The following is a 22252-nucleotide window of genomic DNA, read 5'->3' as shown; positions in this document are numbered from 1 at the left end:
AAGACATGTCCAAGCGTCGTACCACCCGCCTCCTGGGAGCTGCCTTGTGCAGCTCCCTGTTCCTCGGCGGCTGCGCCAACCACCTGCCCCAACGCAGCGAACATGAGGAGCGTGTCGAACGCAAGCTGCTCAACCACGCCCTGCAGGTCGACGCTGGCGAACCCCGTGTCCTCGAACTGCCGCAACGCCGCGTGCGGGTCTATGACCAGAAGACCTTCGAAGTCACAGAGTTCGAGGTCACCCGCCGCTATGACCGCTACACGCCCTACCAGCCCTGGCGCGAGATCTACGAGATCCCGCTCGGGGCCGTCGCGGTGGTGGCCGGTGTGGGCGCCAACGTCCTCAACGTCGCCCTGCTGGGCAGCCTGCCCGACACCGCCACCAAGGACTGGATCAGCTACGGTTTCGCCGGGCTCAACCCGTTCATGAACGTCGAGTCCAACGGGCGCTCGGAGCAGAACCTGGCCAGCATCGACGAAGAACAGCGCGACAAGCGCGTCGAGTATTCCAGCCTGCCCTGGTCGGAACGGCCGGTGATGGTCACCGCCGGCAAGCAGACCAGCGAGCTGCTCACCGACCGCCATGGCGTGCTGCGCCTCAACCTGCTGGATGGTCCCTTCGCCGATCAGGACATCAGCCGCGTCGGCAAGCTGCTATTGAGCGTCGAAGACCCGCAGGACGGCGCCCGCGCCGAAACCACCCTGATGGTCAGCCGGGACCTGCGCGGCAAGCTGAAGGAAGCCCACGCGCTGGTCTACGAAGACCTGGAAGACGACGAAGTGTCCCAATGGGTCCACCGCGTCAAGCGCCTCTCCGAACTGGGTCTGGAAGAGGAAGCCAGCGAACTGGAACAGAGCCTGATCGAACTGACGCGCAATGATCCGGAACTCCAGCAGGAATTCCTCAAGGCGCTGATGAAGGATGCCGGTCGCCTGGTGGCTGACCCGGGTGAAGGCGAATAGGCCGTCACAACGCGACGGCCACGCCGATTCAGCGACGGACCACGAAACCCGCGATCCCCTGCAGAGAGTGAACCTCCAGCTCCACGGCGCTGACGCGCGCCTCCTCGGGGCCCTGCTCCAGCCAGGCAGCCAACTCACGAACGGCAGCCTCTTCCCCCTCGAACAGCACCTCTACGCGACCATCCTCGAGGTTGCGCACCCAGCCATCCAGTTCCAGCCGGTCGGCCTCTTCCTGGGTGGACTGGCGGTAATAGACGCCCTGCACCTTGCCGCTGACGTAGCCATGCATGCAGATTCTCGCCATCACGGTTTCTCCTGCCGCAGGCCGGCCAGCCGCTCGCTCAAGCCCTTCGCGGTCTGCTCGCCCAGCAGGCGATCGCGCACCTGGCCACGGGCATCAAGGATGTAGGTCACCGGCAACGCCTCGCTGCGCGGCAGCTTGAAGCGCTCGGAAGGGTCCTGGGCCAGCACGGTGAAGCCGATGCCCATCTGGCGGCTCGCCTTCTCCAGTTCGGCGCCCTGCAAGCCATCGAAGTTCACCCCCATGACCTGTACGCCCTGCCCCTTCATCTGTTCCGCAAGCGCGTTCAGCTCGGGGATTTCCGTCCGGCACGGCGCGCACCACTCCGCCCAGTAATTGATGACCAGCCACTGGTTTTCGAAGCGCTCACTCGTTACCTTCTGCCCATGCTGATCGAGGCCCAGATCCTCAGAACAGCCTCCCAGCAACAGAGCGGCCCCCGAAACGATGAGCGCCCCGAAAACAGCCTGGAGTCGTGATCCCATCTCGTCGATCCTCGTACCTGCGGGGTTGATATGACGTTGGATGCCCTGCGCCTCGAGGTACCGGACATCGTCGACGAGGACGGCAGCTGCCTCATGGGGCTCAACCCCGCGCTGGCCAACGCCCGGCTGCTGCCCCTGGAGACCGGCCTGCAACAGGCCCTGGGACAACTGTTCCGCCTCAATCGAAGTGCGGTGACCTTACTCGAAAGGCAGCGGGCGCTGCAAAGCTTCAGCGAGGAATACCGCCACTACGCCACCGATTTCATCGAGTCGCGCTCTCCGCCGCCGCTGTTCCTGCGCTACTGCGCCGAACTGGCCGCCGGCTTCAAGCGCCTCCTCCTGCAGATCCTCCAGGGCCGCCAGCCCTCGCTTCCGCACCTGGCCTGGTGCCTTTACATGGCCCAACACTTCACCGCGCAGACGCTGATGCGCCACTACCAGCAGTACCAGGAGCCACCCGGCGGCCTCTGGCGTGACAGCCACCTGCTGTACTGGATAGGCGAACACCAGGGCTGCCTGGACGAACCGGTCGCCGCCGCCTTCCGCCCGACTCCGGCCGACACCCTGCGCGGCCTCTACCAACAGGTCCTGCTGTTGGCCCTGAGCAACCCGTTCCACCTCACCGACGGCGAGTGCCCATTGCTGTTCGGCGCACTCGCGCCCCTGGCCGGTCTCGCCAGGCTGCTGCCCTGGGACGGTGAGGACGAGTCCGAGGGCCCGGTCGTCGACCTCGGCCTCCCGCAACCCTACCTGCCACTGGACCAGCCCGCCCGCGCCCCATCCGCCCAATTGCGCCGGCTCGAACTGGGCCCACTGCTGGTGGCCCTGTATGAGCCCGCCCCCCTGCAGAGCCCGGTCGAGCACGATCTGCTGGAGCGCGTCAGTGCCAACTGGCTGGGCCGCCAGCAACGGCGCCACGCGCGTACCGAGAACGAAGCGGCCTGCACCCTGATCGCCGGCCTGCCGGCCATCCACGCCCACCTGCTGGCCCAGCGCCCCGGGGCCATCGAAGCCCGCATGCAGGACGCCAGCGCCGGCGGCGCACGCCTGCTCTGCCTGCCAAACCAGGCACCGCAACTGGCAGTCGGCCAACTGGTACTGCTGCTCAACAGTGGCACCCCCACCCTGGCCCTGGTGCGCTGGCGCCATGGCAACCGCGAGGGCCTGCACATCGGGCTGCGCTACCTCAAGGGACTGCCCCGCCCCGTCTGGCTGAGACGCGCCCCCAACGCCCAGACCCACCCGGGCGTCCTGCAAAGCACCCCGGCCCCCGGTAACGGCTGGCACCACGGCCTGTGGCTGCCCCAGGACCAGTTCGTCGAAGGCGAACAGCTCTGGCTCCAGCTCGCCAACGTCAACAGCCAGGCCATGCTGCCGCTGCCTGCCTCGAACCTGGCGACACCCCTGGTGGCCCGCCACCCGCTGAAACTTGCCTGATCGGCCAAACTGCGAGCCGAGTCACGCCGCGCGCCGCTCAAGCGCACAGTTTCCCCGCTCATCGATTCCTATAATTAGCGGCCTATCGTCCGTCGCCCTGCCCGAAGACAGGAATCTCAACGATGTCTCAGAACCTCGACAAACTGATCGGCCCCGTTCCCTCCCGAATCGTCGAAGGCGCGCATTTCGTAGTGACCCCCTACGAGGGTCGCGTGGCCGAATTCAACGTCGCCGCCTGGCTGCAACTGCCCGGACTGGCCAGCCTGCCGGTATCGCTGCTGGTGAGCTACCGCGATGGCGAAGCCCGCCGGGAAATCATGGTCGACCATGGCAAGGTCAACGCTCACGGCAAGATCCTGCTTTCCGGCATCGCCCGCCTGCCCGCCCGGCAGCGCATTGAGGACATGCAGGTGCGCCTGAAATCGGCCGTACCCTGCCAGAGCCTGCTGGTCGAAGAGCTGTTCGTGCAGGCCGTCGAACAGGTCGTCAGCGACAGTCACCAAGCCCTGGCCTGACAACACCTCGAAAACGAAAAAAACCCGCCAAAGCGGGTTTTTTCATTGGGCCAGCGCCCCAGTCAGGCGCGCGCAGCATCATTCGTGTGCGGCGAAGACTCATCTCGCCGGGCTGGCAACGTGTCGTCCGATGCCCTGGGCGGCACCAGCGACTCCGGCCAGCGGGTGAAACGCAGCCCGGTGATACGGTTCAGGCGTTCGAGGGCCTCTTCCGGATCACGCTCATGTAGGTGGACGACCTTCGATCTGCCCTTGCTCATAGAAGTAATTCAGTCCTTGCGGCCCGCCTGCTGGCAGGGTAATGGCATGTTGAGCAGGTGTTTGCCAGAAACGTGCCAGTCGCCCCGGAATGCAGGAATGCCCCACGGTTACACGCCAGATACCAAGCGCCACGAAACGGACACCCCATAGGTAACTGACCTTTTTTGTCACTCCTCGACCGGCCGCAGCCAACTGGCCAGGCTCTTGTCGAACAATGCCTGCTGATCCTCCTGCAGTCGCTCAAGCGCGACCTTCAACGCCGGATACCAGGGTTCGTCCAGGTGAGCCGGCAACTGCGCCGGTTTCGGCAACGGCCAGGGGCAGTGGTTGAGCAACTGGTGCAGGCTGTAGTTGGAAAGGTCCCTGCACAGTACCCAGGACCCCACCGCCACAGGGCACGCCAGATGCTGGGCCTCAAGGAAGTCCATCAGCTCCAGCCACTCATCCTCCGGCAGCAGCCAACCGGCGCGCTGCGCATCCAGGCGGCGGACCGGCAGGCCGCGCTGCTGGCGGTCATGCATGACCCGCAGGATGCCCAGCACCACCAGCAGGCGCGGCAAGGCCTGGCGACGCCAGTGGCGCGAATGGCCCAGGTTGCACACCAGCTCCGCACCGAACAGCACGATCACCCACGAGACATAGACCCACAACAGGAACAGCGGAACCGTGGCAAACGCACCGTAGATCAATTGATAGCCGGGAAAGAGGCTGACATACAGGCCGAACAAGGCCTTCGCCAACTCGAACAACAAGGCCGTGAACGCTCCCCCCACCACGGCATGGCGCAGGGGCACGCGGACGTTGGGCACCGCCGCATAGAGCAGGGTAAAGGCCGCCACGTTGAACAGCAGCGGGGTGAACCCCAGCAGCGCGCGGGTACCGGCGATCTCGTTGAGGCTGGACAGCAGCGCCAGGGAAGTGATGTAGGTGCTGACCGCGAAGCCTGCGCCCAGCAGCAGCGGCCCCAGGCTCAGCACCGCCCAGTAGAGCAGGAAGCTGGCCATGCCCCGGCGCCGCTGGCGCACGCGCCAGATGGTGTTGAAGGCCTTCTCGATGGTCACCAGCATGGTGAAGGCGGTGATTGCCAGCAGCCCCACACCCACCCAGGTCAGGTGCCGCGCCTGCAGCGTGAAGCCCTGCAGGTACTCCTGCACTGCCTCGCCGGTACTGGGCACGAAGTTGTGGAAGATGAACCGCTGGATCTGCTCGCCCATGCCCTGGAAGGCAGGGATCACCGAGAGCATGGTGAAGGTCACCGTCATGATCGGCACCACGGCGAACAGGCTGGTGTAGGTCAGGGCCGCAGCGCTGTTGAAACCGTTGTCGCTGATGAAGCGCTGCAGCAGGAAACGCCAGAACTCCTCGATGTCTCTGATCCGCTGGCGCATTCCTTCTCCTTCGTTGACTGAGGTGCCGTGTCCGCTGCCCGAAACCATATGCACGGTTCAGGCCCGCACGCGGACGCGGTTAGAATAGCCGCCTCACTCAAGGCCTTGCGACCCCCGCCATGACCGAAATGACCCTGTATCACAATCCACGCTGCTCGAAATCCCGTGGTGCGCTGGAGCTGCTGGAGGCCCGCGGCCTCACCCCGACCGTGGTGCGCTACCTCGAAACCCCGCCCAGTCCGGCCGAGCTGAAGACCCTGCTGGCGCGCCTGGGCATCGGCGCCCGCCAGTTGCTGCGCACCGGCGAGGAGGAATACCAGAGCCTGGGGCTGGCCGACACCGGGCTCAGCGACGACCAGTTGATCGACGCCATGAGCCAGCACCCGCGCCTGATCGAGCGGCCCATCCTGGTGGTGGGTGACAAGGCCGTGGTGGGTCGCCCGCCGGAGAAGGTACTGGAGATCCTGCCTTGAGCACGCCCTACGTCCTCGTCCTCTACTACAGCCGCCACGGTGCCACCGAGCGCATGGCTCGCCAGATCGCCCGTGGCGTCGAACTCGCCGGGCTGGAAGCGCGCCTGCGCACCGTGCCAGCAGTGTCCGCCGACTGCGAGGCCAGCGCGCCGGACATCCCCGCCGAAGGCGCCCCGTACGCCACCCTCGACGACCTCAAGGGCTGCGCCGGGCTGGCCCTGGGTAGCCCGACCCGTTTCGGCAACATGGCGGCACCGCTGAAGTACTTCATCGACGGCACCAGCAGCCTCTGGCTCAGTGGCGAACTGGTGGGCAAGCCGGCCGCCGTCTTCACCTCCACCGCCAGCCTGCACGGGGGCCAGGAGAGCACTCTGCTGTCCATGCTGCTGCCCCTGCTGCACCACGGCATGCTCATCACCGGCATTCCCTACAGCGAACCCGCCCTGCTCAGCACCACCGGCGGCGGCACCCCCTACGGCGCCAGCCACTACGCCGGCGCCGACGGCAAGCGCGGTCTGGATGAGCAGGAGAGCGCCCTCTGCCGCGCCCTGGGCCAACGCCTGGCACAAACGGCTCTGCGACTGGAGAACGGACGTGGCTAGAACACCCAAGAAACTCCCGGAGCTGGACTGGCTCGCCCCGCGCCTGGCCATCAGCCGCGCCCTGAGCCTGGCCAGCTTCCTCGGCCTGATCCTGCTGCTGACCGTATGGACCCTGGTGTACGCGGACCTGAACGGTGCCCGCTACTGGGTGGTGCTCAGCATCGAGCTGCTGCCCCTGGTGCTGCTGGCCCCCGGGATGCTCCTCGGCAACGCCCGCGCCCACGCCTGGGCCTGCTTCGTGATCAACCTCTACTTCATCCAGGGTGTACTGGCCGCAGCCGATCCCAAGCGCATGGTGTTCGGCTGGCTGATGGTGGTGCTCAGCGTGGTGCTGTTCTGCGCGGCATTGCTGTACACGCGCTGGAAGTTCCAGCACAACCGCAAGCTGGCCGGGGAAAGCTGAGGTCGGGAACGGTGAGTCGAGCGAAGCGCCCTACGGGGCGCTTCGTCGTTACCAGCCCAGGGTTTCCTTGAGGAAGGGGATGGTCAGCTTGCGCTGCGCCTGGAGAGAGGCCTGGTCCAGGCGTTCGAGGATGTCGAACAGCACGCTCATGTTGCGCGAGCCGCGGGTCATGATGAAACGGCCGACTTCCTCGGTCAGGTGCAGGCCACGGCGCGAGGCCCGCAACTGCAGGGCACGCAGCTTGTCTTCGTCGGAAAGGGCGTGGAGCTGGAAGATCAGCGCCAGGGTCAGGCGCGACTTCAGGTCCGGCAGGGCGATGCGCAGCTCACGTGGCGCGGTGTTGGCGGCCAGCAGCAGCTTGCGGCCGGCATCGCGCAGGCGGTTGAACAGGTGGAACAGCGCCTCTTCCCAGTCGGCGCGCCCGGCGACGGCATCCAGGTCATCCAGGCAGACCAGCTCGCACTGCTCCAGGTTGTCGAGGATCGCCGTGCCGTACTGCACCAAGTCCGCCAGGGGCAGGTACACCGCCTGCTCGCCACGCTGCTCGAAGCGCAGGCAGGCCGCCTGCTGCAGATGGCTGCGTCCAACACCCTCCGCACCCCACAGGTAGATCAGGCTCTCGGTCCACCCGGCATCGGGCTCGCAAAGGCGCTCGACATAGCCGAGGGCCGCGGCGTTGGCGCCAGGGTAATAGTTGGCGAAGGTCGCGTCGTCACGCAGGCGCACGCCAAGGGGAAGCTGGATGGGTTTCATGCCGTATCGCTGGGTTCGTCGGAACCGCTGCCGGTCTCTCCGTAAAGATCCGAAAGTTTATAGAAATCATGCGCATGGCGCAGCAAAACCATGATCACCGCCGCCACGGGCAGCGCCAGCAGCACGCCGGTGAAACCAAACAGCTGGCCGCCGGCGAGGATCGCGAAGATCACCGCCACCGGGTGCAGGCCGATCCGATCCCCCACCAGCATGGGCGTCAGCACCATACCCTCGAGCAACTGGCCGACACCAAACACCAAGGCAATTCCCAGCAGGGCATAGAGATCGACCCCGCCGAACTGGAACAGCGCCACCACCACGGCCATGCCGATACCAACGATGAAGCCCATGTACGGCACGATGCTGGCCAGCCCGGCCAGCAGGCCGATCAGCAGCCCGAGGTCGAGGCCGACGATCATCAGGCCCACCGCGTAGATGGCCCCCAGGGCCAGCATCACCAGCAGTTGCCCGCGCATGAACGCCCCCAGCACCTCGTGGCATTCACCGGTGAGCTTCACCACCAGCCCTTCGCGGCTGCGCGGCAGCAGGCCACGCAGCTTGGCCACCATCAGGTCCCAGTCACGCAACAGGTAGAACCCCACCACCGGAATCAGCAGCAGGTTGCCCACCCAGCCCACCAGCGCAAGGCCCGAAGCCGTGGCACTGGCCAGGATCACGCCCACCAGGTCGGTGGTCTGCCCCAGGTGGCCACTGACCACCTCCTTGAGCTTGTCGAAGCGCCAGAAGCCCTGAGGCAACCCCAGCTTGGCCTGGACCCAGGGCAACGCACTGTTCTGCAGCCAGTCCAGCATCTGCGGTGCCGTCTCGTAGAGCCGCGCCACCTGCCGCGCCAGCATCGGGATCAGGATCAGCAACAGTGCCAGCAGCACCAGACTGAACAGCGTGAACACCGCCACCACACCCCAGGTACGGGAAAGCCCACGTGCCTCCAGGCGGTCCACCAGCGGGTCCCCCATGTAGGCCAGCAGTATGCCCACCAGGAACGGCGAGAGGATCGGGTGCAACAGGTACAACAGCCAGCCCAGGAGCAGCACGCCCCCGAGCCACAGCCAGCGACGCGAATCAGTCATGACGGTCCCTCATCCCGGACGAATGTGGCAGGTTAAGCATCCTTACCACTGGAAACGCAACGCATTCTGCCGTGGCACGACCTGCGGCGCGGCGCCCGGTGCAGCCGGTTGGGCCGCGTCCACCGGCGCCTGCTCGGCCGGCGACTCGGTCAACCCACTGAGGGCCAGTTGGGCGCGCAATTGGTCGACGCTGGCGCTGACGCGGAAGCGCAGGACATCGCCTTCCACCAGGTACAAGCGGGCCCCGAAGGGCTCCAGTGCCCGCGACAGCTCGGCATAGCGGTCCAGGTCGGCGCCCTTCACTTCCAGCACCTGATCCTGACCGACGCCTGGCGCCACCACGAAACGCGGCGCCAGGCGCTGGCTCACGGCGAGCATCACGGCATCGGCCAGGGCCGCCGGATCGGCCGCCTCCAGGGTGCCCTGCTCGCGGCTGTCGCCGATCCACAGGTGCCAGGTGGCCTTCCACTTGCCATCCGTCTCGCTGGCCAGCACGGCGAGCAGGGCATCGGCACCATAACGCTCGGAGGCCGGGCGCAAGGCTGCCGGGTCGGCGGCAGTCAGGCTCTCCGGCGTCGCGGCCAGTTGCTCACTGAGGTCCGCCAGCGGCAGGCGCAGCGGCAGTCCACGGTGCTGGGCGGCATCACGCAGAGGGGCGGCGGCGGTCTGGGCGTCGCCCACCAGGCTCGCCCCCTCGGCCGCCTGGTTCAGCCACCAGGTCAGGATCGCCGGGCGGTTGGCACTCCACAGGCCGATGCCGGCCTGGCGGAAGATGCGATCGGTGGTTACCGGGTCGAAGTCCACCTGCAGCGACTGGCCCTCGTAGCCGAACTGGCTGATCAGTTGCTGCGGGTTCTTGCGCACCTCGGCCAGTGCCGGGCTGTTCAGCGCCTTGGTGTCCCCGGTCAGACGGATCACCAGGGTTTCCAGCGCGCGGTTAAGCGCCTGGTCGCGCTCCTCGGGCTGCTGGGACAGCACCGGCTCACGCACCTGGTAGAGAGTAGCGACCGTTTCGGCATGGGCCAGCGGGCTGAGCAGCGGCAGGCAGACCAACAACAGGCGGGCGATCAGGCGCATGGGGGACTCTCGACAAACGGATGGAGCGGCCGGAGCCGCATCGGGAAGGGCTATACCTTAAACAGGCCCATCCTGGCCGGCAACGGGCGGTGCCCGGCGGTGCAGGCTTTTCCCCCTGCGCGACCGCTGCCGATGGCTGCTACAGGCCAACCCTGATAAAATCGCGCGCCTTCGCGAACCGGCCCTCGTCGCCGGTCGACCCACGAATTTCCCCTAAAGGCCTGGATCTATGAGCAAGCAACCCTCCCTGAGCTACAAGGACGCCGGTGTGGACATCGACGCGGGCGAAGCCCTGGTCGAACGCATCAAGGGCGTGGCCAAGCGCACCGCTCGCCCTGAAGTGATGGGCGGCCTGGGTGGCTTCGGCGCCCTCTGCGAGATCCCGGCCGGCTACAAGCAGCCGGTGCTGGTCTCCGGCACCGACGGCGTCGGCACCAAGTTGCGCCTGGCGCTGAACCTGAACAGGCACGACAGCATCGGCCAGGACCTGGTCGCCATGTGCGTGAACGACCTGGTGGTCTGCGGCGCCGAGCCGCTGTTCTTCCTCGACTACTACGCCACCGGCAAACTCAACGTCGACGTGGCCGCCACCGTGGTCACCGGCATCGGCGCCGGTTGCGAACTGGCCGGCTGCTCCCTGGTAGGCGGTGAGACCGCCGAGATGCCCGGCATGTACGAAGGCGAGGACTACGACCTGGCCGGCTTCTGCGTCGGCGTGGTGGAAAAGGCCGAGATCATCGACGGCTCCAAGGTCCGCACCGGCGACACCCTGATCGCCCTGCCCTCCTCCGGCCCGCACTCCAACGGCTACTCGCTGATCCGCAAGATCATCGAGGTCAGTGGCGCCGACATCGAGCAGGTCCAGCTGGACGGCAAGCCCCTGGCCGACCTGCTGATGGCCCCGACCCGTATCTACGTCAAGCCGCTGCTCAAGCTGATCAAGGACACCGGCGCGGTGAAGGCCATGGCCCACATCACCGGCGGCGGCCTCACCGAGAACATCCCGCGCGTACTGCCCGAGGGTGCCCAGGCCGTCATCGACGTCGCCAGTTGGACCCGCCCGGCCGTATTCGACTGGCTGCAGGAGAAAGGCAACGTCGACGAGCGCGAAATGCACCGCGTGCTCAACTGCGGCGTCGGCATGATCATCTGCGTGGCCCCCGAGCAGGTCGACGTGGCCCTGGAAACCCTGCGCGCCGCCGGCGAACAGCCCTGGGTCATCGGCCAGATCGGCGCAGGCGCCGAAGGCAGCGAGCGCGTCGTGCTGAACAACCTGAAAGCCCACTGATGACCGACCGCTGTGACGTGGTGGTGCTGATTTCCGGCTCCGGCAGCAACCTGCAGGCCCTGATCGACAGCACCACCAGCGCCGGGCATCCGGCGCGAATCCGCGCGGTGATCTCCAACCGCGCCGATGCCTACGGCCTGGAGCGTGCGCGCCAGGCCGGCATCGAAACCCGTGTACTGGACCATCGCGAATTCGACGGGCGCGAAGCCTTCGACCAGGCCCTCGCGGCACTGATCGACAGCTTCTCTCCGCAGCTGGTGGTTCTGGCCGGCTTCATGCGCATCCTCACCCCGGGTTTCGTGCGCCACTACACCGGCCGCCTGCTGAACATCCACCCCTCCCTGCTGCCCCGCCACAAGGGCCTGCACACCCACCAGCGCGCGCTGGAAGCCGGCGATGCCGAGCACGGGTGCAGCGTCCACTTCGTGACGGAGGAACTCGATGGTGGCCCTCTGGTCGTACAAGCGGTGATCCCGGTAGAGTCTGGCGATTCGCCAGACACCCTGGCCCAGCGGGTGCACGCCGAGGAACACCGTATCTACCCGCTGGCCGTGCGCTGGTTCGCCGAAGGTCGTTTGCGCCTCGGCGAGAACGGCGCACTACTGGACGGCCAAGCGTTGCCCCCTACCGGGCAGCAGTTGCGTAACTAGGAGATTTGCCAATGCGTCGTGCTGTGCTGTTGCTCCTCGCCCTCTTCACCCTGCCGGTCACCGCGGCCGAGCTGAAGCCGTTCAAGGCCAGCTACACCGCCGACTGGAAGACCATGCCCATCAGCGGCAGCGCCGGCCGCGCCCTGAAGCAACTGGACGATGGGCGCTGGCAGCTGGATTTCGAGGCCTCCATGCTGGTGGCCAGCCTGAGCGAAATCAGCGTGTTCCGCCTGGAGAAAAACACCTTCCTGCCCGTCACCTACCGCTTCAACCGCAGCGGCCTGGGCAAGCGCAAGCAGGTCGAGCTGGACTTCGACTGGGGTGAGAAGCAGGTCATCGGGACCGACCGCGACAACCAGGTGCGCTTGCCCCTGAACCGCGGCATGGTCGACAAATCCACCTACCAACTGGTGCTCCAGCGCGACGTCGCCGCCGGCAAGAAGAGCATGAGCTACCAGGTGATCGACGGCGACGAAGTGGAAACCTACGACTTCCGCGTCCTCGGCCAGGAGCGCGTGGACACCATGGCCGGCAGCGTCGATGCCATCAAGGTCGAGCGCGTGCGCGACCCTACCCAGAGCAGCCGCAAGACCACCCTCTGGTTCGCCAAGGACTGGGACTACCTGCTGGTGCGCCTGAACCAGGTGGAAAAGGACGGCAAGGAATACCAGATCATGCTCAAGGAAGGCAGCGTCGACGGCCGCGAGGTCAAGGGCAGCTGACCCACCACACCACCTCCCAGAAGCCGGGCCCTGCGCCCGGCTTTTTATTGGACACCACACCGCACGACAGGCTGGCAGCCACGCCGGACGGGTATAGGATGTCGGGGCACAGCCCTTGAGGACGCCCTCATGACCCCTTACCTGCCCCTTTCCTGCGAGCTGTACGACTACATCGAACTGGCCTGCCTGCATCGCTACCAGTTGCTTATCGAACTGGACGACGGCCGCCAGTTGGAAGCCCGCGCCATGGACACCGAGACCGACCGCAACAAGGACGAATTCCTGCTGGTACACAGCGAGGCCGGGCGCGAGCGCTTGCGGCTGGACCAGATCGCCGCCATCACCCCGCTGACCGAAGGCGCGCACTTCGGCCGGGTGCTGCTGGGCAACCAGGTCTGCTGAGCGCCAGGCGGATTCCCCAGCCATGAAAAAGCCGGGCATTGCCCGGCTTCTTCCCATTCAACCCGCACTCACCACATCAGGTCGTCCGGCACCTTGTAGGCGGCATACGGATCGTCCTCGTCCACCTCTTCGGAGGCGACGTTGAGCAACACGATGCGGCGCGGGTCGCGCTCCTGGATACGCAGGGCGGCATCACGCGGGATCACCTCGTAGCCGCCGCCGTGCTGGACGATGGCCAACGAGCCACGGCTCAGCTTGTCGCGCATCAGGTCGTTGACGGCGATGCGCTTGACCTTCTTGTTGTCGACGAAATTGTAGTAGTCGTCGGTGGTCAGCTTGGGCAGGCGGGTGCGTTCGATCAGTTGTTTGACCTGCGCCGCACGGGCCTTCTGGTCGGCCTTTTCCTGCTGCTGGCGGTTCAACTCCTGGTCCCTGGCCAGTTTCTCGGCCTGGGCCTGGAGGGCGGCCTGGCGCAGGCTGTCGTCCTTCTCCACCTGGTTCTTCTTCTCCAGGCGTTGTTGCTTCTGCTGTTGCTTACCGGCCTGCTTGGCCTGCTTTTCACTGACCAGTCCGGCTTTCAGCAGCTGGTCACGAAGGGAAAGGCTCATGGGTCGTTCAGTCTCTCTGCTTAGCAGCCAAGGGTGGCTTTTTCCTGTTTCTTGGCCTCGCCCCAGAGGGCGTCCAGTTCATCCAGGGTGCAATCTTCAATGGGACGACCCGCTTCGCGCAATGCCTGTTCGATGTAGCGGAAGCGCCGCTCGAACTTGGCGTTGGCCGAACGCAGCGCCGTCTCGGGGTCGACCTTCAGGTGACGGGCGAGGTTGACCGCAACGAACAGCAGGTCGCCCAGTTCCTCGGCTACCGCCTCGGGGTCGTTCTCGCTCATGGCTTCGAGGACCTCGTCCAGCTCCTCGCGGACCTTGTCCACCACCGGCAGCGCCTCGGGCCAGTCGAAACCGACCTGGGCTGCGCGCTTCTGCAACTTGGCTGCCCGGGACAGGGCCGGCAGCGCGCTCGGCACGTCGTCCAGCAGGGAAAGCTGCTCCGGGGCGACAGCCTGCTCGGCGCGCTCCTCGGCCTTGATCTCCTCCCAGCGCTGCTTGATGGCGGCCTCCTCCAGGCGTGCCATGTCCGGGGCGCCGTACAGGTCGCCGTCGGGGAACACATGGGGATGGCGGCGCACCAGCTTGCGGGTGATCGCATCCACTACCGTGGCGAACTCGAAGCGACCCTCCTCCTTCGCCAATTGGCTGTAGTAGACGACCTGGAACAGCAGGTCACCCAGCTCGCCGGGCAGGTGGGCGAAGTCGCCCCGCTCGATGGCATCCGCCACCTCGTAGGCCTCTTCGAGGGTGTGCGGGACGATGCTGGCGTAGTCCTGCTTCAGGTCCCAGGGGCAGCCGTACTGCGGGTCACGCAGCCGGGCCATCAGGTGCAGCAGGTCATTGAGTTGGTACATGGCAGATCCAGTGGTTTGAACCCGGCGCAACCTGAATGTCACGCGCGAATCGCGCAGCGGTTCAGGCTGCGCGATTACGACGGGCCTCGATGATGTTGGGCAGCTGGGCGATCTTCGCCAGCAGACGGCCCAGGGCGTCCAGCCCCGGAATCTCGATGGTCAGCAGCATGGAGGCGGTGTTGTCCTCCTTGTTCGAACGGGTGTTCACCGCCAGCACGTTGATGCGCTCGTTGAGCAGCACCTGGGACACATCACGCAGCAGGCCGGAACGGTCGTAGGCCTTGATGACGATGTCCACCGGGTAGGTCTGCACCGGCACCGGGCCCCAACTGACCTGGATCATCCGCTCGGGTTCGCGGCTGGCCAGTTGCAGCGCCGAGGCGCAGTCCTGGCGGTGGATGCTGACGCCACGGCCGAGGGTGATGTAGCCGACGATCGGGTCGCCCGGCAGCGGTTGGCAGCAGCCGGCCATCTGGGTGAGCAGATTGCCGACACCCTGGATCTGCACGTCGCCGCGCTTGCCCGGCTTGTACTGTCCGGCAGAACGACGGGGGATAAGCTCCAACTGCTCGCTGGTGCCGCGCTCCGGCTCCACCAGTTGCTGGGCGTTGCCCACCACATGGGCCAGGCGCAGGTCGCCGGCGCCCAGGGCCGCGTGCATGTCCTCGGCGGTGCGCAGGTTGCACTTCTCGGCGAGCTTCTCGAAGTCCACCGGCGGCAGCGCCAGGCGCGCCAGCTCGCGCTCGAGCATAGCCTTACCGGCAGCGACGTTCTGGTCGCGGGCCTGCAGCTTGAACCAGTGGACGATCTTCGCCCGCGCCCGGGAAGTGGTGATGTAGCCCAGGTTGGGGTTGAGCCAGTCGCGGCTCGGCGCCCCCTGCTTGCCGGTGATGATCTCCACCTGCTCACCGGTCTGCAGGCTGTAGTTCAACGGCACGATACGCCCGTTGATCTTTGCGCCCCGGCAGTTGTGGCCGATTTCGGTGTGCACGCGGTAGGCGAAGTCCAGGGGCGTGGCGCCCTTGGGCAGGTCGATGGCGTGGCCATCGGGGGTGAAGACGTAGACGCGGTCGGGCTCGATATCGACCCGCAACTGCTCGGCCAGCCCGCCGATGTCGCCCAGCTCCTCATGCCACTCCAGCACCTGGCGCAGCCAGGAGATCTTCTCTTCGTAGTGGTTGGAGCTGGTCTTGACGTCGGTGCCCTTGTAGCGCCAGTGGGCGCAGACGCCAAGCTCGGCCTCCTCATGCATGGCCTGGGTGCGGATCTGCACCTCCAGCACCTTGCCGTCCGGGCCGATCACCGCCGTATGCAGGGAGCGGTAGCCGTTCTCCTTGGGGTTGGCGATGTAGTCGTCGAATTCCTTGGGGATGTGGCGCCACAGGGTGTGCACGATGCCCAGCGCGGTGTAGCAATCGCGCACTTCCGGCACCAGCACACGCACGGCGCGCACGTCGTAGATCTGGCTGAACTGCAGGCCCTTGCGCTGCATCTTCCGCCAGATGGAATAGATGTGCTTGGCACGCCCGCTGATGTCGGACTTGATGCCCGCCGCCGAGAGCTCCTGGCGCAGCTGGTTCATCACATCGGCAATGTACTGCTCGCGGTCCAGGCGGCGCTCGTGCAGCAGCTTGGCAATCTTCTTGTACTGGTCGGGCTCCAGGTAGCGGAAGGACAGATCCTCCAGCTCCCACTTGATGTGGCCGATGCCCAGCCGGTGGGCCAGGGGCGCATAGATGTCGAACACTTCACGGGCAACGCGGTGGCGCTTCTCCTCGTCGGCGCTTTTCACCTCACGGATGGCACAGGTGCGCTCGGCCAGTTTGATCAGGGCGACGCGCACGTCGTCGACCATCGCCACCAGCATCCTGCGCAGGTTCTCTACCTGGGTCTGGGTGCCCAGCACCATGGACTGGCGCGGGTTGAGGCTGGCACTGATGGCGGCCATGCGCAGCACGCCCTCGATCAGCTTGGCGACCACCGGGCCGAAGCGCTGCTGCACGTCGGCCAGGGGGATCTTGCCCTCGCGCACGCCTCGGTAGATCACCGCGGCCACCAGGGACTCCTGGTCGAGCTTGAGGTCCGCGAGGATCTCGGCGATCTCCAGGCCCGTCTGGAAGCTGGAAGTGCCTTCAGCCCAGAGATTCTGCGCGGCATTGGCCTGCTGCTCGGCATCGCGGGCGAACTCGCAGGCCTGCTTCAGCACGGCGCGGTCCAGCACCGGATCGAGACTGAGCACATGGTCCAGCCATGCCTCGAGGTTGATACTGCCGTCGGTGTTGACCGGCTGTTGCGCTCTGACCTGTACCATCTTGCCTTACCTTCCCTACGGCGCATGCCAGCGCGCCGGATGATCGCCAGCCTCTCTGGGCCAGTCGGATTACGCGAGCGTCCTAGCCCGCCTCGAATAACGCCATGGCCTCCACATGCGCCGTCTGCGGGAACATGTCGAGGATGCCGGCCGTCCTCAGCCGGTAGCCCTGCCGGACCAGCTCGGCGCTGTCGCGCGCCAGGGTGGCCGGGTTGCAGGACACATATACCACCCGCTTCGCCTTCAGTTCGCCCAGGTGACGAGCCACCTCGAACGCCCCGTCACGCGGCGGGTCCAGCAGCATGGCGTCGAAGCCCCCGGTCGCCCAGGTGGCTTCGGCCAGCGGCTTCGACAAGTCGGCCGCAAAAAAGTGCACATTGCCCAGGCCATTCGCCCGGGCGTTGTCGCGGGCCCGTTCGACCATCGCCTCGACGCCTTCCACCGCCACCACTTCGCGGCACATCCGCCCCAGCGGCAGGGCGAAATTGCCCAACCCACAGAACAGGTCCAGAACCCGCTCGTGGCCCTGGGGTGCCAACCAGTCTAGCGCCTGGCGGACCATCGCTTCGTTGATCCAGGCATTGACCTGGACGAAATCGCCCGGGCGGTAGCCCAGCGCCAGGTCCCACTGTTCCAGTCGGTAACCCAGCTGCGCGTCGGCGTGGTCCGGCTGCGGCTCGCCCGCACCCTGCAGCCAGAGCAACGCCTGGTGCTCGGCGCAGAACGCGCGCAGGCGTGCCAGGTCGCCGTCGACCAGCGGTTGGGTATGGCGCAGCAGGAGGGAAGAGGCGGTGCCGTGAAAGAGCTCGACGTGTCCGATCGCTTGCGGCCTTTCCAGGCCGGCCAGCAGGGGCGGTAACGCACGCAGGATCGTCTGCAAGGGCTGTACCAGCACGGCACAGTCCTGCACGGCGACGATGGACTGGCTCGCGGCAGCGCGGAAGCCCACCTCCAGGCGCGCGGCCTTGGCGTCCCAGCGCACCGCCACGCGGGCACGACGCCGGTAGCCGAACTCCGGCCCCACCAGCGGCGCGGCCCAGGTTTCCGGCACCAGGCCGGCGAAGCGTTCCAGTTGCTCGGCCAGCGTGCGCTGTTTCAGGGCGAGCTGGGCCTCGTGGGGCAGATGCTGGAGCGAACAGCCGCCGCACTGGCGGGCATGGGGGCACGGCTCGGCACGACGCTCCGGGCTGGCCCGCAGGATGCGCTCGGCACGGGCCTCCACCACCTGGCTGCGGGCACCCAGCACCCGCGCCTCGATGGACTCGCCCGGCAGGGCGCCGTCGACGAACCAGGTGCACCCCTGCTCGAAGGCGATGCCCCGGCCGTCATGGGCCAGGCGCTCCACGTCCAGGGTCTGCTTCTTGCCCACCGGCACCGCCGGCGAGGCCTGGCGCTTGCCGCCTCCGCTCTGGAAGCGCAGCCCGCCGTTACGCCTGGACATCGGGCCTCCGTAGCGGCAGGTGCATACGCAGCGGCACCAGCACGCTCGGTGCGCAGCGCGAAAGCACCGGCAGTGCCGGCACGCGGCTGACCCCGTGCACGGGCGCGGCGGACAGGTGAATGCGATAGGCCCGGAGCGAGTAGCGCCCCGGGCGATGGTCAGGACGGGAAATCGGAGTCATCACGGGCGCGCGTCGTACACACCGGTGGACAGGTAGCGATCGCCACGGTCGCAGATGATCGCCACCATCACGGCGTTCTCCACCTCGCGGGACAGGCGCAGCATGGCCGCCACCGAACCGCCGGAGGAGACGCCGCAGAAGATGCCTTCCTCGCGCGCCAGGCGGCGCATGGTGTCCTCGGCCTCGGACTGGGCCATGTCGACGACGCGGTCCACGCGCTCGGCCTGGTAGATCCTCGGCAGGTATTCCTGGGGCCAGCGGCGGATGCCGGGGATGGCCGAGCCTTCCTGGGGCTGCAGGCCGACGATCTGGATCGCCGGGTTCTGCTCCTTGAGGTAGCGCGAGGTGCCCATGATGGTGCCGGTAGTGCCCATGGAGCTGATGAAGTGGGTCACGGTGCCCTGGGTCTGGCGCCAGATTTCCGGGCCGGTCCCCACGTAGTGGGCCTCGGGGTTGTCACCGTTGGCGAACTGGTCCAGCACCTTGCCACGGCCTTCGGCCTGCATGCGCTCGGCCAGGTCGCGGGCACCTTCCATGCCCTCGTCCTTGCTGACGATGATCAGCTCGGCGCCGTAGGCGGTCATCGCCGCCTTGCGCTCGGCGCTCATGTTGTCCGGCATGATCAGGATCATCCGGTAACCCTTGATCGCCGCCGCCATGGCCAGCGCGATGCCGGTATTGCCGGAGGTGGCCTCGATCAGCGTGTCGCCGGGCTGGATGTCACCGCGCAGCTCGGCACGGGTGATCATCGACAGGGCCGGGCGGTCCTTCACGGAGCCGGCCGGGTTGTTGCCTTCGAGCTTGACCAGGAGGGTGTTGCGGGTGTCGCCCCCCAGGCGCTGCAGGCGCACCAGCGGGGTATTGCCGATGCAGTCGGCGATGGTTGGGTACTGCAGGGTCATGGCAGTTCTGCGATCCAGACTCAGAGGGGCGCCCATGATACCGGCAAACCCCTCTACGCCATATCGCACAAGCGTTTCCGCTTATGGCTTAGCGCTATATCCATGGAACGGAATGGCATTTGGAAAGGCAGCGCACGTGGTTTTACAGCGCAAATGGAAATGAATACTATTCGCCGCCTTTCCCCTGGCCATGCCGCCCATGTCCCTCACCCTGACCCGCACCGACATCCTCGACCGCGAGGCCCTGCAGCAACGCCTGGCCAGCGAACCGCGCCAGGCCGCCAGCGCCGTGCTGGCCGCCGCCCGTGAAGGCGTGGTGCCCGCGCAGACCCTGCTGGGCCAGTTGCTGCTGGACGGGCGCGGCATCGAGCGCGACCCGGCGCTGGCACGGCAGTGGTTCCGCATTGCCGCCGCCAATGGCGACCCCATGGCCCACAACATGCTCGGCCGCTGCCTGGAACAGGGCTGGGGTGGCGAGGTGGACCTGCCCGGCGCCGCCCGGGCCTTCCGCCAGGCCATGGACGCCGGGCTCGACTGGGGTTGCTACAACTACGCCCACCTGCTGGCCGCCGGACGCGGCGTGGCGAAGGACCCGGCCCAGGCCCTGGCCCTCTACGAGCGCGCCGCCGCCCAGGGCCACGCCAAGGCGATGAACTTCGCCGGGCGCTTCCATGAAGAAGGTATCGGCGTGCCCGCCAACCCCGAGCGTGCCCACGCCTGGTACCGGCGCTCCGCCGAGGCCGGCGACTTCCGTGGCCAGTTCAGCCACGCCACCGTGCTGGCCGACCAGGGCGACCTGGCAGGCGCCCTGCACTGGCTGCGCCTGGCCCTGGCCGGCGGCAACCTCAACTTCCTCCGGGAAAGCCGTGCCCGCCTCGCCCAGGCCCGGCACGCCGACATCCGCGCCTTCGCCCTGCCCTACTACCAACGCGCCGCCGAGCTGGGCGACGACAGTGACCATCAGGCCCTGCAGACCTACCAGCAGGGCTGCGCGGGCTGAGGTTCAGGACAGCCCCTGGACCACGCCCAGAACGGCCATCACCGGCAGCCACCCCAGCGGCAACCACGCCGCCAGCCTCGGCCGATAGGGCAACAGCAGTGCCAAGGCCAACCCCGACAGGGACACCAGCCCGAACCAGGCCACAGGCCCCATCGCCCAGCCCCAGAACGCTGCACTCGCCGGCAAGGCCAACACTAACAGGCACCAGCCCGCCGCCCGCAAACCACGCCGCAGTACGGGCGTCGGCTCACGCTGCCACACCTGGCGAAAATGCCGGGGCAGCCCCAGGCACAACGCGGCCATTCCGCCATGGGCCAGGCCCGCGGCCACGCTCAGCATCAGGCTCATCCCTGCACCTCCGCCTTCGGGCTGCGCACCCGCTCCGGGCGCACGGCCGCCGGCTGCTGCACGCGCCAGGCGCACCCGGCCAGCACCAGACCGATGGCAACGGCCGTCACTTCCAGCATGCCGCGGGTGAAATCCCCTGCCCCGCCGCCAGTGGCCCAACCCAGCAGCGGCAGGCCCAGGCAAAGCGCCGCGCCACAACCGAGCTGCTCACTCCAGCCCCGCGCTCCAGGCCGCCACGCGGCGTGGACCAGGCTGACCAGCCAGAGCAGGAAGAACACCCGCACCTCCCAGTGCGCGCGCCCCGCCAGCTCCAGCGGCAGCAGGCGGTTGGCCCACAGCAGCCCCACGCAGGCCACGCCCAGGCCGGCCACCGCCGACAGATTCAGCGCCGCCACCAGGCGCGCGCCCACGCCTCGGCTGGCTTGGCGACGCTGCTTCACCTCATAGAGCAGCAGGCCGGTGGCGATCATCACGCAGCCGCCGAGCCCACAGAGGAAGTACAGCCAGCGCATGGGGTAGCCGCCGAACTGAGCGAAGTGCAGGCCCATGATCACCCGGTGGGTCAGCACGCTGGCGCGCATCGACGGGGGCGCCTGCAGCAGCGCCCCGGTCACCCCGTCGAAAACCATGTTCTGCCCCTTGGTCAGGGCGATGCGGTTGCCCAGCACCCGCCGCACCTCCACCCGGGCATCGCTGCGGCCGGGATGGCGGATCACCACGCCACCCACCGGCCCCATCTGCCGCTCGGCCTCGGCCAGCATCGGCGCCAGTGCGGCCAGAGTGGCAGGCTGTGTCTGGCCGACAGACGGGTGTGCCTCTTCCCCACCGTATTGGGCGTGGTAGAACGCATCAAAATCACCGTCGAACAACGTCTCCAGCGCCGCCGGCATGTAGATCAGCAGGAAGATCGCCAACCCGGTGTAGGCGATCATCAGGTGGAACGGCAGCAACAGCACCGCCGTGGCGTTGTGGGCATCCAGCCAGGAGCGCTGGCCCTTGCCGGGGCGGAAGGTGAAGAACTCCTTGAAGAACTTCTTGTGGATGACGATGCCGGTCAGCAGCGCCACCAGCATGCCCAGCGCCAGCAGGCCCACCACCCAGATGCCGAGCATGCGCGGCAGGTCGAGGGTGAAATGAAAGCGGAAGAAGAACAGCCCGCCGGCACTGTCACGCTGGGGCAGCACCTCCCCCGTCGCCGGGTCCAGGGTCACGCCGCCACCGTGGCGGCGTTCGCCAGCGGAGACGGACAACCCAGGCGAGCGCTCGGTGGGCAGGTTCAGGGTCCAGGTCCGTGCCTCGGGATGGTGCTCCCGCAGGTAGGCCAGCCCGCGCTCGGCGGCCTCGGCGGTGGGCACCGGGGTATCGCGTACCTCCGGGTGCATCCAGTGGTCGATCTCCTGGTCGAACACCGCCAGCGTCCCGGTGAGGAACACCGCGAACAGCAGCCAACCGGCCAGCAGGCCGCCCCAGGTGTGCAGCCAGGCCATGGATTGAGTGAAGGTCTTCTTCATGCCAGCCACTCCAACAGGTGCGGCCAGAAGCCCAGGGCCGCCAATGGCAGCGCCGGGGCCAATCCGAGCCAGGCACGCAGGGCGGTGCGGGCGGCGAAGACCCAGCACACTGCCAGGGTGTAGACCACGAAGCACGGCAGGCTGGCCACCAGCAGCGCATCCACCGGGTGCAGCGGCAGCAGCCGCGCCAATGCGGCGGTGAAGGCATAGGTGAAGGCATAGCCGCCGAGCAAGGCGGCCACCACGCGCGAAAGGACCGGCACCCAGGCCGGCAGGGACAGGGTCATGA

26 protein-coding genes are annotated in these 22252 nt (G+C 67.2%); 11 read left to right on the top strand and 15 right to left on the bottom strand.

From position 1 onward, the window contains the following. Positions 1-5: 5 nt before the first annotated feature. The gene (locus A7D27_RS06210) at positions 6-962 is read left to right on the top strand and encodes a hypothetical protein (protein ID WP_069562207.1); all 957 of its coding nucleotides are present in this window, start codon (positions 6-8) and stop codon (positions 960-962) included. A gap of 28 nt (positions 963-990) precedes the next feature. On the opposite strand, the gene A7D27_RS06205 is transcribed toward A7D27_RS06210, so the two are convergent. Both A7D27_RS06205 and A7D27_RS06200 read right to left on the bottom strand, forming a co-directional pair. Next, the gene (locus A7D27_RS06205) at positions 991-1266 is read right to left on the bottom strand and encodes an acylphosphatase (protein WP_069564395.1); all 276 of its coding nucleotides are present in this window, start codon (positions 1264-1266) and stop codon (positions 991-993) included. After that, entirely contained in the window at positions 1266-1748 is a 483-nt protein-coding gene (locus A7D27_RS06200; protein ID WP_069564394.1) for a TlpA disulfide reductase family protein, read from the bottom strand. Before A7D27_RS06200 ends, A7D27_RS06205 begins: the two co-directional genes overlap by 1 nt. 30 nt (positions 1749-1778) lie before the next feature. On the opposite strand from A7D27_RS06200, the gene A7D27_RS06195 reads away from it, so the two are divergent. Together A7D27_RS06195 and A7D27_RS06190 are read left to right on the top strand one after the other, a co-directional pair. Next, positions 1779-3185 carry a PilZ domain-containing protein gene (locus A7D27_RS06195; RefSeq protein WP_069564393.1) on the top strand — a complete coding sequence of 469 codons (1407 nt, stop codon included), beginning with the start codon at positions 1779-1781 and terminating at the stop codon, positions 3183-3185. 122 nt (positions 3186-3307) lie between these two features. Next, a complete protein-coding gene (locus A7D27_RS06190) occupies positions 3308-3700 on the top strand; it encodes a hypothetical protein (protein ID WP_069562211.1) in 393 nt (130 codons plus the stop codon). 62 nt (positions 3701-3762) lie between these two features. Here the strand turns inward: A7D27_RS06190 and A7D27_RS28640 are convergent, their stop codons facing one another. Beyond that, positions 3763-3960 carry a hypothetical protein gene (locus tag A7D27_RS28640; protein ID WP_083265536.1) on the bottom strand — a complete coding sequence of 66 codons (198 nt, stop codon included), beginning with the start codon at positions 3958-3960 and terminating at the stop codon, positions 3763-3765. Between the two features lie 168 nt (positions 3961-4128). Further along, complete coding sequence (locus A7D27_RS06185) at positions 4129-5349, bottom strand: YihY family inner membrane protein (protein WP_069564392.1); 1221 nt, start codon at positions 5347-5349, stop codon at positions 4129-4131. 119 nt (positions 5350-5468) lie between these two features. Between A7D27_RS06185 and arsC the strand changes: the two genes are divergently transcribed. The 3 genes from arsC to A7D27_RS06170 are packed head-to-tail and all read left to right on the top strand — an operon-like array spanning position 5469 to position 6827. Then, a complete protein-coding gene (gene arsC, locus A7D27_RS06180; RefSeq protein ID WP_069562213.1) occupies positions 5469-5822 on the top strand; it encodes an arsenate reductase (glutaredoxin) in 354 nt (117 codons plus the stop codon). Beyond that, on the top strand, positions 5819-6424 hold the full coding sequence (gene wrbA / locus A7D27_RS06175; protein WP_044414163.1) for an NAD(P)H:quinone oxidoreductase: 606 nt from the start codon (positions 5819-5821) through the stop codon (positions 6422-6424). Before arsC ends, wrbA begins: the two co-directional genes overlap by 4 nt. After that, positions 6417-6827 (top strand): DUF2069 domain-containing protein, encoded by a 411-nt coding sequence (locus A7D27_RS06170; protein ID WP_069562214.1) that lies wholly within the window; start codon positions 6417-6419, stop codon positions 6825-6827. The genes wrbA and A7D27_RS06170 overlap by 8 nt, the downstream gene beginning before the upstream one ends. Before the next feature lie 48 nt (positions 6828-6875). Here A7D27_RS06170 and hda read toward each other — a convergent pair whose 3' ends face one another. Genes hda through A7D27_RS06155 form a run of 3 tightly spaced genes read right to left on the bottom strand, consistent with a single transcriptional unit; the run spans position 6876 to position 9748 of the window. Next, positions 6876-7580, bottom strand: coding sequence for a DnaA regulatory inactivator Hda (gene hda / locus A7D27_RS06165; protein WP_069562215.1), 705 nt, complete (start codon positions 7578-7580; stop codon positions 6876-6878). Beyond that, a complete protein-coding gene (locus A7D27_RS06160) occupies positions 7577-8671 on the bottom strand; it encodes an AI-2E family transporter (RefSeq protein ID WP_069564391.1) in 1095 nt (364 codons plus the stop codon). Before A7D27_RS06160 ends, hda begins: the two co-directional genes overlap by 4 nt. Before the next feature lie 42 nt (positions 8672-8713). Beyond that, complete coding sequence (locus A7D27_RS06155; RefSeq protein WP_069564390.1) at positions 8714-9748, bottom strand: DUF2066 domain-containing protein; 1035 nt, start codon at positions 9746-9748, stop codon at positions 8714-8716. 229 nt (positions 9749-9977) lie between these two features. On the opposite strand from A7D27_RS06155, the gene purM reads away from it, so the two are divergent. The 4 genes from purM to A7D27_RS06135 all read left to right on the top strand — a co-directional run bounded on the left by purM (position 9978) and on the right by A7D27_RS06135 (position 12810). Next, a complete protein-coding gene (gene purM, locus A7D27_RS06150) occupies positions 9978-11036 on the top strand; it encodes a phosphoribosylformylglycinamidine cyclo-ligase (RefSeq protein ID WP_069564389.1) in 1059 nt (352 codons plus the stop codon). After that, the gene (purN, locus tag A7D27_RS06145; protein WP_069564388.1) at positions 11036-11686 is read left to right on the top strand and encodes a phosphoribosylglycinamide formyltransferase; all 651 of its coding nucleotides are present in this window, start codon (positions 11036-11038) and stop codon (positions 11684-11686) included. The genes purM and purN overlap by 1 nt, the downstream gene beginning before the upstream one ends. An 11-nt stretch (positions 11687-11697) precedes the next feature. Beyond that, positions 11698-12408 carry a DUF3108 domain-containing protein gene (locus A7D27_RS06140; RefSeq protein ID WP_069564387.1) on the top strand — a complete coding sequence of 237 codons (711 nt, stop codon included), beginning with the start codon at positions 11698-11700 and terminating at the stop codon, positions 12406-12408. Between the two features lie 129 nt (positions 12409-12537). After that, positions 12538-12810: a Rho-binding antiterminator gene (locus A7D27_RS06135; RefSeq protein ID WP_044414183.1), complete on the top strand. Its 273-nt coding sequence runs from the start codon at positions 12538-12540 to the stop codon at positions 12808-12810. Between the two features lie 68 nt (positions 12811-12878). Here the strand turns inward: A7D27_RS06135 and A7D27_RS06130 are convergent, their stop codons facing one another. The 5 genes from A7D27_RS06130 to cysM form a co-directional block, all read right to left on the bottom strand. Beyond that, positions 12879-13418, bottom strand: a complete 540-nt coding sequence (locus A7D27_RS06130; RefSeq protein ID WP_069562221.1) for a DUF2058 domain-containing protein — start codon at positions 13416-13418, stop codon at positions 12879-12881. Between the two features lie 20 nt (positions 13419-13438). Then, positions 13439-14269 carry a nucleoside triphosphate pyrophosphohydrolase gene (gene mazG, locus A7D27_RS06125; protein ID WP_069562222.1) on the bottom strand — a complete coding sequence of 277 codons (831 nt, stop codon included), beginning with the start codon at positions 14267-14269 and terminating at the stop codon, positions 13439-13441. 61 nt (positions 14270-14330) lie between these two features. Next, positions 14331-16580 carry a GTP diphosphokinase gene (gene relA, locus A7D27_RS06120; RefSeq protein WP_069562223.1) on the bottom strand — a complete coding sequence of 750 codons (2250 nt, stop codon included), beginning with the start codon at positions 16578-16580 and terminating at the stop codon, positions 14331-14333. A gap of 82 nt (positions 16581-16662) precedes the next feature. Further along, positions 16663-18021 carry a 23S rRNA (uracil(1939)-C(5))-methyltransferase RlmD gene (rlmD, locus tag A7D27_RS06115; RefSeq protein ID WP_069564386.1) on the bottom strand — a complete coding sequence of 453 codons (1359 nt, stop codon included), beginning with the start codon at positions 18019-18021 and terminating at the stop codon, positions 16663-16665. A 180-nt stretch (positions 18022-18201) separates the two neighbouring features. Next, positions 18202-19104, bottom strand: coding sequence for a cysteine synthase CysM (gene cysM / locus A7D27_RS06110; protein ID WP_069562225.1), 903 nt, complete (start codon positions 19102-19104; stop codon positions 18202-18204). Positions 19105-19303: 199 nt separating this feature from the next. On the opposite strand from cysM, the gene A7D27_RS06105 reads away from it, so the two are divergent. Next, positions 19304-20104: a tetratricopeptide repeat protein gene (locus tag A7D27_RS06105; RefSeq protein WP_069564444.1), complete on the top strand. Its 801-nt coding sequence runs from the start codon at positions 19304-19306 to the stop codon at positions 20102-20104. A gap of 3 nt (positions 20105-20107) precedes the next feature. Here the strand turns inward: A7D27_RS06105 and A7D27_RS06100 are convergent, their stop codons facing one another. From A7D27_RS06100 to A7D27_RS06090, 3 genes are read right to left on the bottom strand one after another with little or no spacing between them, the layout of a single operon-like run. Further along, positions 20108-20452: a DUF3325 domain-containing protein gene (locus A7D27_RS06100; protein WP_170832275.1), complete on the bottom strand. Its 345-nt coding sequence runs from the start codon at positions 20450-20452 to the stop codon at positions 20108-20110. Next, positions 20449-21963, bottom strand: a complete 1515-nt coding sequence (locus tag A7D27_RS06095) for a PepSY domain-containing protein (RefSeq protein WP_069562226.1) — start codon at positions 21961-21963, stop codon at positions 20449-20451. The genes A7D27_RS06100 and A7D27_RS06095 overlap by 4 nt, the downstream gene beginning before the upstream one ends. Beyond that, positions 21960-22250, bottom strand: coding sequence for an iron transporter (locus tag A7D27_RS06090; protein ID WP_069564385.1), 291 nt, complete (start codon positions 22248-22250; stop codon positions 21960-21962). Before A7D27_RS06090 ends, A7D27_RS06095 begins: the two co-directional genes overlap by 4 nt. Between the last annotated feature and the right edge of the window lie 2 nt (positions 22251-22252).

Source organism: Pseudomonas sp. 1D4 (assembly GCF_001728925.1).
Classification (GTDB): domain Bacteria; phylum Pseudomonadota; class Gammaproteobacteria; order Pseudomonadales; family Pseudomonadaceae; genus Metapseudomonas; species Metapseudomonas otitidis.
Note: the sequence above shows the minus strand (reverse complement) of the source record. Positions and strands in the feature narration are given on the sequence as shown.

Excerpts from the sequence above, each read along its gene's own strand:
- A7D27_RS06210 (WP_069562207.1), top strand. The coding sequence starts at position 6 with ATGTCCAAGCGTCGTACCACCCGCCTCCTGGGAGCTGCCTTGTGCAGC.
- A7D27_RS06205 (WP_069564395.1), bottom strand. The coding sequence starts at position 1,266 with ATGGCGAGAATCTGCATGCATGGCTACGTCAGCGGCAAGGTGCAGGGC.
- A7D27_RS06200 (WP_069564394.1), bottom strand. The coding sequence starts at position 1,748 with ATGGGATCACGACTCCAGGCTGTTTTCGGGGCGCTCATCGTTTCGGGG.
- A7D27_RS06195 (WP_069564393.1), top strand. The coding sequence starts at position 1,779 with ATGACGTTGGATGCCCTGCGCCTCGAGGTACCGGACATCGTCGACGAG.
- A7D27_RS06190 (WP_069562211.1), top strand. The coding sequence starts at position 3,308 with ATGTCTCAGAACCTCGACAAACTGATCGGCCCCGTTCCCTCCCGAATC.
- A7D27_RS28640 (WP_083265536.1), bottom strand. The coding sequence starts at position 3,960 with ATGAGCAAGGGCAGATCGAAGGTCGTCCACCTACATGAGCGTGATCCG.
- A7D27_RS06185 (WP_069564392.1), bottom strand. The coding sequence starts at position 5,349 with ATGCGCCAGCGGATCAGAGACATCGAGGAGTTCTGGCGTTTCCTGCTG.
- arsC (WP_069562213.1), top strand. The coding sequence starts at position 5,469 with ATGACCGAAATGACCCTGTATCACAATCCACGCTGCTCGAAATCCCGT.
- hda (WP_069562215.1), bottom strand. The coding sequence starts at position 7,580 with ATGAAACCCATCCAGCTTCCCCTTGGCGTGCGCCTGCGTGACGACGCG.
- A7D27_RS06160 (WP_069564391.1), bottom strand. The coding sequence starts at position 8,671 with ATGACTGATTCGCGTCGCTGGCTGTGGCTCGGGGGCGTGCTGCTCCTG.
- A7D27_RS06155 (WP_069564390.1), bottom strand. The coding sequence starts at position 9,748 with ATGCGCCTGATCGCCCGCCTGTTGTTGGTCTGCCTGCCGCTGCTCAGC.
- purM (WP_069564389.1), top strand. The coding sequence starts at position 9,978 with ATGAGCAAGCAACCCTCCCTGAGCTACAAGGACGCCGGTGTGGACATC.
- purN (WP_069564388.1), top strand. The coding sequence starts at position 11,036 with ATGACCGACCGCTGTGACGTGGTGGTGCTGATTTCCGGCTCCGGCAGC.
- A7D27_RS06140 (WP_069564387.1), top strand. The coding sequence starts at position 11,698 with ATGCGTCGTGCTGTGCTGTTGCTCCTCGCCCTCTTCACCCTGCCGGTC.
- A7D27_RS06135 (WP_044414183.1), top strand. The coding sequence starts at position 12,538 with ATGACCCCTTACCTGCCCCTTTCCTGCGAGCTGTACGACTACATCGAA.
- A7D27_RS06130 (WP_069562221.1), bottom strand. The coding sequence starts at position 13,418 with ATGAGCCTTTCCCTTCGTGACCAGCTGCTGAAAGCCGGACTGGTCAGT.
- mazG (WP_069562222.1), bottom strand. The coding sequence starts at position 14,269 with ATGTACCAACTCAATGACCTGCTGCACCTGATGGCCCGGCTGCGTGAC.
- relA (WP_069562223.1), bottom strand. The coding sequence starts at position 16,580 with ATGGTACAGGTCAGAGCGCAACAGCCGGTCAACACCGACGGCAGTATC.
- rlmD (WP_069564386.1), bottom strand. The coding sequence starts at position 18,021 with ATGTCCAGGCGTAACGGCGGGCTGCGCTTCCAGAGCGGAGGCGGCAAG.
- cysM (WP_069562225.1), bottom strand. The coding sequence starts at position 19,104 with ATGACCCTGCAGTACCCAACCATCGCCGACTGCATCGGCAATACCCCG.
- A7D27_RS06105 (WP_069564444.1), top strand. The coding sequence starts at position 19,304 with ATGTCCCTCACCCTGACCCGCACCGACATCCTCGACCGCGAGGCCCTG.
- A7D27_RS06100 (WP_170832275.1), bottom strand. The coding sequence starts at position 20,452 with ATGAGCCTGATGCTGAGCGTGGCCGCGGGCCTGGCCCATGGCGGAATG.
- A7D27_RS06095 (WP_069562226.1), bottom strand. The coding sequence starts at position 21,963 with ATGAAGAAGACCTTCACTCAATCCATGGCCTGGCTGCACACCTGGGGC.
- A7D27_RS06090 (WP_069564385.1), bottom strand. The coding sequence starts at position 22,250 with ATGACCCTGTCCCTGCCGGCCTGGGTGCCGGTCCTTTCGCGCGTGGTG.